At 56.2% G+C, this 11207-nt stretch carries 9 protein-coding genes; 8 read left to right on the forward strand and 1 reads right to left on the reverse strand.

Annotated features, from left to right (window positions below; translation table 11 throughout):
* Positions 1–514 precede the first annotated feature (514 nt).
* From JMF94_RS06315 to pgm, 4 genes are all read left to right on the forward strand, one after another.
* Complete coding sequence (locus JMF94_RS06315) at positions 515–1984, forward strand: 30S ribosomal protein S1 (protein ID WP_240824327.1); 1470 nt, start codon at positions 515–517, stop codon at positions 1982–1984.
* Positions 1985–1998: 14 nt separating this feature from the next.
* Positions 1999–3426: a DegQ family serine endoprotease gene (locus JMF94_RS06320; RefSeq protein WP_240824328.1), complete on the forward strand. Its 1428-nt coding sequence runs from the start codon at positions 1999–2001 to the stop codon at positions 3424–3426.
* A 53-nt stretch (positions 3427–3479) separates the two neighbouring features.
* Positions 3480–4505: a glycosyltransferase gene (locus tag JMF94_RS06325; protein WP_240824329.1), complete on the forward strand. Its 1026-nt coding sequence runs from the start codon at positions 3480–3482 to the stop codon at positions 4503–4505.
* Between the two features lie 105 nt (positions 4506–4610).
* Positions 4611–6260, forward strand: coding sequence for a phosphoglucomutase (alpha-D-glucose-1,6-bisphosphate-dependent) (pgm, locus tag JMF94_RS06330; protein WP_240824330.1), 1650 nt, complete (start codon positions 4611–4613; stop codon positions 6258–6260).
* A gap of 221 nt (positions 6261–6481) precedes the next feature.
* Here the strand turns inward: pgm and JMF94_RS15135 are convergent, their stop codons facing one another.
* Positions 6482–7627, reverse strand: coding sequence for a pseudouridine synthase (locus JMF94_RS15135; RefSeq protein WP_346770010.1), 1146 nt, complete (start codon positions 7625–7627; stop codon positions 6482–6484).
* 482 nt (positions 7628–8109) lie between these two features.
* On the opposite strand from JMF94_RS15135, the gene rdgC reads away from it, so the two are divergent.
* Genes rdgC through JMF94_RS06355 form a run of 4 tightly spaced genes read left to right on the forward strand, consistent with a single transcriptional unit; the run spans position 8110 to position 11156 of the window.
* A complete protein-coding gene (gene rdgC, locus JMF94_RS06340) occupies positions 8110–8733 on the forward strand; it encodes a recombination-associated protein RdgC (protein WP_240824331.1) in 624 nt (207 codons plus the stop codon).
* 18 nt (positions 8734–8751) lie between these two features.
* Positions 8752–9279, forward strand: a complete 528-nt coding sequence (locus JMF94_RS06345; protein WP_192111784.1) for a hypothetical protein — start codon at positions 8752–8754, stop codon at positions 9277–9279.
* A 9-nt stretch (positions 9280–9288) separates the two neighbouring features.
* Positions 9289–10320: an ABC transporter permease gene (locus JMF94_RS06350; RefSeq protein ID WP_227118351.1), complete on the forward strand. Its 1032-nt coding sequence runs from the start codon at positions 9289–9291 to the stop codon at positions 10318–10320.
* Positions 10320–11156 (forward strand): ABC transporter permease, encoded by an 837-nt coding sequence (locus JMF94_RS06355; RefSeq protein ID WP_240824332.1) that lies wholly within the window; start codon positions 10320–10322, stop codon positions 11154–11156. Before JMF94_RS06350 ends, JMF94_RS06355 begins: the two co-directional genes overlap by 1 nt.
* The last annotated feature ends 51 nt before the right edge of the window (positions 11157–11207 follow it).

Raw genomic sequence — 11207 nt, forward strand, 5'->3', positions numbered from 1 at the left:
AAAAAAAATCATTTTTATTTTTTTCAACTACTAAATAAGAAATACTAAAATCATATATTAAATGGATGCTCAGCGTATTCAATATTTCCATACACAATCTCGCTTCATATGCAAAACTGTTTGATCATTCCAACAACACTTCGATGAACTATACACAGGTAAAAGGTGTCTACAATTAACACTGCACACAATAAAAATGCAATCAAAATATTTTTTTAACTAGTTGCATAACAAAAGTTATTGTTTGATCAAACAGTACAGTTTTAATTATTAGTACACGTAAATAAGTATCATTTTCCTCCATTATTATTTCTCGGCCTGTCCTGAATTTTTATTTTTGCTTGCCACTTGAGAGGGCAGCATGCTTAAAAAATATCCACCTGTATAAATTTGATTCAGCCCCAACCAAAGGCCCGGAAAAATCAGGACTAAAAAGACAATTGTTTTCCTTGTGCGGATGGCGTAATATGGCGGACTTGAGCAATAAGCCCAGCTTGTAAGGAGCAGGAAAACTATGACCGAGGATAAGTTCGCAACCTCCATGTCGGAGGAAGGCGCTGAGGATTTTGCCGCCATGCTGGCGGCCCACGATACCGCTTCAAACCGCCTGCAGCCCGGCCAAAAAGTGACCGGGACTGTAATTGCCATTACTGGCGACAGCGTTTTTGTGGACGTGGGCATAAAGGTTGACGGCATCATTGACCGCAAAGACATTCTTGATGCCGAGGGCAATGAAAGCGTTAAGCCCGGCGACAGCCTCGAAGCGTGGGTTACTGGCGTTTCCTCGCAAGAGATTCGCCTTTCCCGCTCCATGAGCGGCAGCGGCGTTGCCGCGCTTGAAGAAGCCCGTGATGCGGCAGTGCCGGTTGACGGTCGCATAACCGCAGTGTGCAAGGGCGGCTACACGGTTGACGTGCTTGGCAAGCAGGCCTTCTGCCCAGGCAGCCAGCTTGGCGTTGCCACGTCTGAAGACGCCGCCGAGGTTGTGGGCCGCAGCATGCCGTTTCTGGTTATCCGCGTTGAAAATCGCGGTAGAAACGTTGTGGTTTCGCACCGCGCCATTGTTGAGCGCGAACGCGCCGAACAGCTCGACGCCCTGCTTGAAAGCCTCAAGCCCGGCGATATGGTTGAAGGCAAGATCACGCGTTTCGCCGCTTTTGGCGCGTTCATGGAGCTTGCTCCTTCTGTTGAAGGCATGATCCACCTTTCCGAACTTTCCTGGTCGCGCGTGGGGGCTCCTGACGAAGCCGTGTCGCTTGACGACACAGTGCGGGCCAAGGTTATCTCCATCAGCAAGGACAGCAAAGGCCACGTGCGCATTTCGCTTTCGCGCAAGCAGGCCGAGGGCGATCCGTGGCAGGATGTGGCCACCAGGCTTGAACCCGGCACGGTTGTTTCCGGTAAGGTTGTACGCCTCGCGCCCTTTGGCGCGTTTGTGGAACTTCTGCCCGGCATTGAAGGCCTTGTGCATATTTCTGAACTGTCGTGGACAAAGCGCGTTGCCAAGGCCGAAGACGTGCTTGCGGCGGGCGAAGTCGTTTCGGTTAAAATCAAGGAAATCAACCTTGAAAACCGCCGTATTTCTTTGAGCCTGCGCGATGCGGAAGGCGACCCGTGGAAGGAAGCCGCCCAGCAGTTTGCCGTGGGTTCAACGGTGAGCGGCACGGTTGAAAGCCGCACCCCCTATGGCCTCTTTATAACGCTGGCCCCCGGCATCACTGGTTTGCTGCCCGCTGGCGTCATCAAGAATTCCAAGCAGGGCAAGCAGTACAGCAAATTGGACAAGGGCGATGCCGTTACCCTTACTGTACAAAATTTGGACACCAGCGCCAGGCGCATCAGCCTTGCCCCTGAAGGTGAACAAGCTGCCGAACCCGCCGAAGACAAGGCGTGGAAGCAGCATGCATCCGCCGCAAGCTCCAACAGCGGGTCTGGAATGAACATCATGGCACAGGCTTTGCAAAAGGCTCTGAAAAATAAGTAACCAGGAGCTTTTCCATGATGATAAAAAAATGTCTTGCAGCCATGCTTGCCGTGACCTTTCTTGCGGCATCGCAGCTTGCCCAGGCAGCCAATCTGCCCGACTTCAGCGAACTGGCGGCCAAAAGCGGCCCGGCAGTCGTAAACATCGGTACGGAACGGAAGGCCAGCGGTAACAGCCAGGACGATCTCATGGGGGAAATGTTCCGCAATATGCCGCCAGGATTTGACAAATTCTTTGACCAGTTCGGCGGCAAGCGCGGTGGCAAGCGCCCCCAGATGAAACAGAAGTCTCTGGGATCCGGCTTTATTGTCTCCGCTGACGGCTATATTGTTACCAACAATCATGTGGTTGCAGATGCGGATGTTATCCGTGTGACCCTTGATCAGAGCAATGGCAAAAGCGAAGCCATCACGGCCAAGCTGGTTGGCGCGGATGAAGAAACCGACCTCGCCCTGCTGAAAATTGAAACCAAAAAGACCTTGCCTTTCCTTGTGTTCGGCAATTCGGACGAACTGCGGGTAGGTGAGTGGCTGCTGGCCATCGGCAATCCCTTTGGCCTCGACCACACGGTGACGGCAGGTATTCTTTCGGCCAAAAACCGCAACATACACGCTGGCCCCTTTGACAACTTCCTGCAGACGGATGCCTCCATCAACCCCGGCAACAGCGGCGGCCCGCTACTGAACATGGCCGGGCAGGTGATCGGCATCAACACGGCCATTATGGCAAGCGGGCAGGGCCTTGGCTTTGCCATCCCAAGCAACATGGCCGCCAAGATCATCGACCAGATCAAGTCCGGCAAAAAAATTAGCCGTGGCTGGATTGGCGTTGGTATTCAGGATGTTGAAGAAAATACCGCCAAGGCGCTGGGCCTCAAGGACGCCAAGGGCGCGCTTGTGGGCAGCGTTATGGAAGGCGAACCCGCTGCCAAGGCTGGCATGAAAGACGGCGACATCATTGTTTCCGTTGACGGCAAGGCCATTGAAGACGCTGCGGCCCTGCTGCGCGTGATTGCCGACAAAACCCCCGGCAGCAAGGCTGCAATAACGGTGTGGCGCGATGGCAAAACCACTGACCTTACTGTGACGCTTGGCGAGCGCAAAACATCGCAGACTGGCGATCAGAACGGCAAGGATCAGAAGCAGAAGGACGAAGGGTTGCTCGGCATTTCCGTCCGTCCTCTGACGGATGAAGAACGCCGCGAACTCAAGATTGAGAAAAACGAAGGGCTGGTCATCATTGACGTCAATCCTGACAAGCCCGCCGCCGAAGCTGATTTGCGCCCCGGCGACGTGATTCTCAAGGCCAACCTCAAACCCGTTCGCAGTGCTGCGGATCTGTCGAAAATCGTCAACGATGAGGGCGTCGCTCGAGGCGCAGTCATGTTGCAGATTTCACGGCGAGGCGATGTGTACTTCCGAACTGTAAGCCTGAGCAAGTAGCAGGCACAAACTACACGGGCTGCCTCTTAACCGGGGCAGCCCTTTTTTTATCCATGAGCTTACGCATACTCAACATTGGCGGACCGTATCTGGCACCAGCCCTCAAACGCCTTGGACACCACATCATCACGGCGTATCCAGCAGCTGACGCCGACATTCCCTCACCGCACCCATACTCTGTGCGGCGGCTTCTGAGCCGCCTTGACGCGCTCGGTTTTGCCCCTGACGCACTGTTCTACTGCGATGACGGCAACATGCCGCAACTGCTTGATCCGGAAAATGCCCCCTGGCCTTCGGTGCGTTATTCCATTGATACCTACTGCAACCCCTGGCACATCCCGTATTCCAATGGTTTTGACGCAACCCTTGTGGCGCAGAAAGACTATGTGGAAGTATTTTCGCACGAGGGCATACCGGCGCACTGGTTTCCACTGTTCTATCCCCAGCTTCTTGAGCCAGTGGGAGATTTTACATTACGCGATATCCCGGTGGCCTTCGTGGGAACCCTTGGACACAAAAATAATCCAGACCGCGCTCCTTTTCTCAAGGCCTTCCGCGCCAGGCACCCGCTGGTGGCAATTTCTGGCGATTACAAGCCCATCTTTACGCGCAGCCGCATTGTTCTTAACCAGACGGCGGCTTCGGAAGTGAATTTTCGCTGCTTTGAGGCTATCGCCTGCGGCGCGGCCCTCCTGATGGAAACCTGCGGCAACGGCCTGAACGAACTCTTTGTCCCCGGCGAGGAAATTCTGCCCACCTACCAGCGCAACGATGCGCAGGCAGCTGCGGCCATTGCCGCCACTGCGCTTGCAACCCCCGAAAGGCTCGCGGAGGTTGCGCAAGCCGGGAGCCGGGCAGTAGCCCGGCACCATACGGACACGGCGCGCGCGGTCAGCCTGACGCAGATGCTCGCTGAAATGTGCGCCACTCAGGCTCACCGTGAGCGGCTTGAACAATCGCTTGAAAAACGCACAGCTCTTGTACGTGGCGCTTATGGAATGCTTTCCAGCGAGCTTTTTGACCCCCAGCTTGAAGGACACCGCGTTTTTTTTGAAAAAATGTGCCTTCATCAACAATAGCGGCCATAACTACTTGCAGTAACACATCAAGGGATGCATCCTGCATTGCAGGCATGCGCGATAGGGCATATAGTCGGCAGAGCACCACTTTTTGGAGGAATATCAATGCCAGTTGTGCATAGCGACGCCGGGCATCTGCCCGGGCTGGATAAGCTGGAGAACATCCCCGCGCTCATGAGCGCGTACTACACCGAATTTCCCAATCCGGCGCTTGCGGCCCAGCGTGTTGCCTTTGGCACCTCGGGGCATCGCGGCACGTCAGTGCTGTGCAGCTTTAACGAGGAGCACATCTACGCCATCACTCAGGCGGTGTGCGACTACCGCGCCGCCAAGGGCATTGACGGGCCACTGTTTCTTGGCGGCGATACCCATGCCCTGTCTGAAGCCGCCTTTCGCTCCGCGCTGGAAGTGCTGGTAGCCAACAATGTGAATGTGCGCATTTCTGCTGGCGGGGCCTACACTGCCACTCCGGCGATTTCCCACGCAGTGCTCAAATGGAACGCGGGCCGTGTTAACGGCTTGGCCGATGGCATTGTCATCACGCCTTCGCACAACCCCCCGCGTGACGGCGGCTTCAAGTACAATCCGCCCCACGGTGGCCCTGCAGAAGCCGAAGTCACCAGCCAGATTGAAAAATGCGCCAATACCTATCTCGAAAACGGCAACAAGGGCGTAAAGCTCACCCACCTGCGGGCGGCGCGCGCCTCTTCGCTTGTGGAAGAATACGATTTCATCGGCAGTTATGTGGAGGATCTGGCAGGGGTGCTGGACATGAAGGCAATTGCCTCCTCTGGCCTGCGCATCGGCGTTGACCCCCTTGGCGGCGCAAGCCTGCCCATGTGGGAACCCATTGCTGAAGCCTACAGAATTGACCTTGAAGTGGTGAACAGGGCAGTGGATCCAACATTCCGCTTTGTTCCCTGCGACAAGGACGGCAAAATCCGCATGGATTGCTCCTCGCCCTATGCCATGAGCCGCCTGCTGGATCTGCGCGACCATTTTGACCTGAGTTTCGCCTGCGACCCGGATTCTGACCGCCACGGCATTGTGACGCGCAACGAACTGATGAACCCTAATCATTATCTGAGCGTTGCCGCATGGTATCTGTTCCGCACCCGCAGGGAGTGGCCCGCGCAGCGCGGCATAGGCAAAACCCTTGTGACAAGCGCCATGCTCGACAGGGTAGGGAAGGATCTTGGCCGTCCGGTTGTTGAGGTGCCTGTTGGCTTCAAGTGGTTTGTGCCCTATTTGCTCAATGGGCGTTGCGGCTTTGGCTGCGAGGAAAGCGCGGGCGCTTCCTTCCTGTGCTTTGACGGCACGCCCTGGAGCACAGACAAGGACGGCCCCCTCATGTGCCTGCTGGCGGCTGAAATGATGGCAGTGGAGCAGTCCTCGCCCGATGAACTTTACACAAAACTGACCGAGCGCCTCGGTGCGCCCGCCTATCAGCGGCTTGATGCCCCGGCGGACGACAACGTGCGCGCAAAGCTTGCGGCGTTGACGCCTGAAAGTGTGAACCTTAAAACGCTGGCAGGCTCACCTGTTACCAGTGTGCTTACCCGCGCACCCGGCAATGATGCGGCCATCGGCGGTGTTAAGGTGGTCAGCGATGACGGCTGGTTTGCCGTGCGTCCCTCTGGTACAGAAGCCATCTGCAAAGTGTATACAGAAAGCTTCAAGGGAGAAGACCACCTGCAAGCCTTGCAAAAGGACGCCATCGATTTTCTCGAGCACTTGCTGAAAGGTGATGCCTGATAGAGTACAGGTAAGCTTTTTTTGCTATGCGCGCGTAGCGCGCGGCAATTTTTTACGGTTCAAAAAAAGGTAGCTTGCTCTTCAATCAGCAAAGCGCAGTCGCAATACCGGGTATCCGATCATTGCGACTGCGCTTTTTGTAAATAATTCTGGCTAAATGTACGATCTTGCCAAGGGGATTACTGACTACCAACAGGCAAGATTGCCAGACCAGCAAAGGTCTATCGCGCGGCGGGCAGTCCTGCGCTTTCACGCAGGCGGGCAACCTCGGCATCCGTAAGGGGCCGGGCCTTGCCGCTGGCCAGATCCCCAAGGCGCAATGAGCCTTGGGCGACGCGGCACAAGCGCAGAATGGTCAACCCCAGATCGCGGCACATGCGGCGTATCTGGCGGTTCAGCCCCTGGCGCAGCACCATCTGCAACTGGGTATTGCCGCCAACCTGCTGAGCGATCACGTCCACAGGCATGATATCTTCACCTTCGGCAAGGTGCATGCCGCGCCGCATGGTCTTGAGCGCCCCTTCAGGCGCAGTGCCGCGCACAAGCACCTCATAGGTCTTGGGCTGGTGATGCCGGGGATGGGTGAGACGCTGGGCCAGTTGACCATCATTGGTGAGCAGCAGCAATCCCTCAGAAAAATAGTCAAGCCTGCCAACAGGATACAGCCTGAGCGCCTTGTATTCAGGCGCAAGGCAATCCAGTACGGTGGGCCTGCCTTCCGGATCGCTCACTGTGCAAACCACATGCACGGGCTTGTTGAGCATGAGGTAGGTATAGGACTGCGGGGCCGACAAAATGCGGCCATCCACGGCAATGCTTTCAAAGGGCAATACCTGACGCCCAGGGCTGGGCTCCGGCTTGCCGTCAACACTGACGCGCCCGGCAAGAATAAGCTCGTCTGCCTTGCGGCGCGAGCATAGACCAGTTGCGGCTATGGCCTTGTTAAGGCGTATGCCGTCAGCTGCATTGGCGTCAGCATCGGGCTGAGGTTTTGAGGGTGCGGCAGGGCTTGCAGAATGATTGGCGTCAGATTTGACGGCCTGGGGCTGTGCAGGTTTGCGTTGCGAAAAGCCGTCTCGGGCCTCACGGGCGTTCGGCTGCGTACCTGACCGTGAATCTGTCCGCGAACCAGAACGGCCATTTGGTCCATTGGCAGACCAGCTATCAGAACGGGGGGCATGATTCTTGCGCGCGTCCGCAGGCTGTTCCTTTTTATGGGAGCTGGCGGACGAACTGTTTTTGCTGCGGTTTCTGGCGGATGATCCGGCATTGCCGGAATGTTTGGGCGGCACGGTGATTCTCCTTGGCAAGATGCGCTCATGGTGCGTGAAGTGGGGCATGCCGTCAAGGGCAAGCAAGAGGTGCATGCATGGCTGACACGGCATTACGGCGGCTTCCAAACTTCAAAAGTTTACATAATTATCATTATGGGACATTTTTAAATACTGTATGTAAGGCGAACCAGGATTCAAGACAGACTCAAAAACACGCTTAGAATGTCACTGGCGGCACCGCTGTCAAACCATCCATGTTCAGAAAATTAGAAATGAATGAACCGCCATGAATTTTCCCGCCGTTCCATGAATTCGGATCAGCTCAGCCTGTGTATTCAGTTTTTTCGCAATCATTTGATCCTTTCCTTATATAGATGTCCCCGATCGCCGCTCATGAATCCTGTCCAGATCGACCAGCCCAATAAGGCCGAAATGCCACCTTCCAGATTCACGGCCACAACTCGCTGCGCAACCTCCTTAACGGGCGTAAAACCAGGGGCCAGCCTTGCACTTGCTCCCGAAGCGGCTCTGACGTACAACACTGCCAACACTGGTTTTCACAGCAAGGAGTTTCCATGGGCTTTGCCAACAGCTCTTGCAGCTTTACACGGTTCCGCATTCTTGATCCTGTTCCGGCCACGCTCTGGCCGCAGATACCGGACAAACTGAAACAGTTCGCCATGCGCGACATTGACGATATTCCTGAAATGCAGGGCCAGGGATGGACCTGTTTTGAGGACATGCTTGATACTGACTGGGTGACGGCCCCGCCCCAGAAAGGCGCGTACATCGTGTTTTCTCTGCGGCTGGATATGCGACGCATACCAGCTGGCGTGGTCAAAAAACACGTTGCCCTTGCCCTGAAGGAAGAAAAAAAACGCATGGGCGAACAGGGCAAGAACTACATTGCCCGCGAGCGCAAAAAAGAACTCAAGGAACAGGTGCTGCTGCGCCTGCGCTCCCGCTTTTTGCCTGTTCCCGGCGAATTCAACGTGCTCTGGGCCACAGACAAGAACGAGGTCTGGTTTGCCTCCACCCAGAACAAGATGATCGATCTCTTCCTGGAAGAGTTTCTCAAAACTTTTGAGCTGCACCTGGAGCAACTGACGCCCTACAATCTGGCGGTCTCCATGCTGGACGAAGAAAGCCTGATCCGCCTGGACAAGCTGGAACCCACGCAGTTCGCTCCCCTTTCCTGATGACGGCACGGAGACCCCATGAACATGCCTTATCTTGGCGAATCCACTGACAGCATTCTCGGCAAGGAATTTCTGACCTGGCTCTGGTACCAGAGCGACACTGCCCCCGGCGCGTTCACTGACAAGGACGGCGCGCCCTTTGCCGTTTCCATGGAACAGCGTATCGTGGTGGAAGGCGGCGAAGGCGATGCCCGCGAAACAGCCTCTGTTTCCGGCTCGCTCTCCCCTCTCCGCGAGGCCCGCTTTGGCCTTGGCACCGGCAAACAGGTTAGCCGCGCCCTGCTGCGCCTTGAAAAAGAAGAACTCGCCTTTCAGGTCAGCCTCAAGGCCGAGGATTTCTGCCTCAACAGCCTCAAGACCCCCAAGCTCGACAAGGGCGACAGTGATGACGACCCGGACGCCCTGCTGCTTGAAAAGTTCTATCTGATGGAAGTGTGCACCGGCCTGCTGGATGCCCTGTACGCCCGCTTTCTGAAGCTGCGCCTCTCGTCTGGCTGGCAGAAGGAAGTGGACGACATGCGCCAGTGGATGACCCGCACGGAGTAAGCTTTTTTCATGTCCACCCTGCCCGCATCAGCCGCAAAAGGCCGTTTTTCCGGCCCGCTACTGCACGTTTTACGCAAAACGTTGTGGATGCTGCTTGTGCTGTGGGGCATCACCATCATCAGCTTTTGGGTCATCCATCTGGCCCCCGGCTCGCCCACAGATATGGAAACCACGCTCAATCCGCTGGCTGGCGCTGCGGCGCGTCAGCGGCTTGAGGTGCTTTACGGGCTGGATCGCCCCCTCTATGTGCAGTACTGGGACTGGCTTAGCCGCATCGTGCATCTGGATTTCGGCAACTCCATGTCTGCCGATTCCCGCCCGGTGCTGACCAAGATTCTTGAGCGCCTGCCCCTCACCGTGGGCATGAACGTTATTTCGCTGGTGCTCACCCTGCTCATTGCCATTCCGGTGGGCATTGTTTCCGCCTGCCGGCAGAACTCGCTGCTGGACAAGTCGGTCACTGTGCTGGTTTTTCTGGGTTTTGCCATGCCGTCCTTCTGGCTGGCCCTGCTGCTTATGATGTTTTTTGGCATTGAGCTGCAATGGCTGCCCATCTCCGGCCTTACATCCATGAATTACGAACAGTTGAATGCCTGGGGCAAGTTTTGCGATCTGGCGCGGCATCTGGCCTTGCCCACACTGGTGTATACCGTGGGCGGGCTGGCGGGCATGTCGCGCTACATGCGCGCCTGCATGCTTGAAGTGCTGCGGCAGGATTATATTCTTACAGCGCGGGCCAAGGGGCTGGGCGCTGGCGCGGTTATCTGGCGGCATGCCCTGCGTAACGCTCTGCTGCCTGTCATTACCTTGCTGGGCCTTTCAGTGCCGGGGCTTATCGGCGGCAGCGTCATCATTGAGTCCATCTTTGCCCTGCCGGGGCTGGGCCAGCTGTTTTACGGCGCTGTTATGGCGCGCGATTACACTATGATCATGGGTAATCTGGTGCTTGGGGCGGTGCTCACGCTCGCGGGCAACCTGCTGGCGGATTTCTGCTACGGAATCGCGGATCCGCGCATCCGCAACGCAAAGGACAACGCCTGATGCTGCCCCGCGCCGTCAAAAAGCTGCTTGGCCGTAACCTCATGCTTGCATTGGGGCTTGTTATTGTGCTTGCCATGTCGCTGGCGGCGCTTCTTGCCCCGTGGATTGCTCCCTTTGACCCCAACGCCCTGCATCTGGACAATATTCTGGAGCCGCCCTCCGCCCGCTTTCTGCTCGGCACAGACCGCCTTGGACGCGATGTTTTTTCGCGCCTGCTATACGGCGGCAGGGTTTCTCTTTGGGTAGGCTTTGTGGCTGTGGGCATATCGGTTAGCATCGGGACTGTTCTTGGCCTTGTGAGCGGCTATTTTCGCTGCTGGGTGGACGAGTGCATCATGCGCGTGGTTGATATCATGCTCTGCTTTCCGTCATTTTTTCTTATTCTGGCGGTTATTGCCTTTCTTGAACCCAATCTTACCAATATCATGGTGGTTATTGGGCTTACCTCGTGGATGGGCGTTACCCGCCTTGTGCGCGCAGAGGCGCTTACCCTGCGCGAGCGGGAATTTGTCGATGCCGCGCGGCTTGCAGGCACATCCACTGCGGGCATATTGTTTCGACATATACTGCCCAATGCCCTTGCGCCCGTGCTGATAACCGCTACACTTGGCGTTGCCGGGGCCATCCTTGTGGAATCAAGCCTCAGCTTTCTAGGGCTTGGCGTGCAGCCCCCGGCAGCCAGTTGGGGCAACATGCTCATGGACGGCAAAGCCGTGATTGAAACCGCGCCCTGGCTGTCGGTGTATCCCGGTCTGGCCATCCTGGTAACGGTATTGGGCTATAACCTTCTGGGTGAGAGCCTGCGGGATATCTTTGATCCGCGCCTTCGCCAATAGTTTGAAATGTAAGGGCATCCAAGATAGTTAAAGTTTTACATTAAGCACATA

This window comes from Desulfovibrio sp. UIB00, assembly GCF_022508225.1.
In the GTDB taxonomy this organism is placed as follows: domain Bacteria; phylum Desulfobacterota; class Desulfovibrionia; order Desulfovibrionales; family Desulfovibrionaceae; genus Desulfovibrio.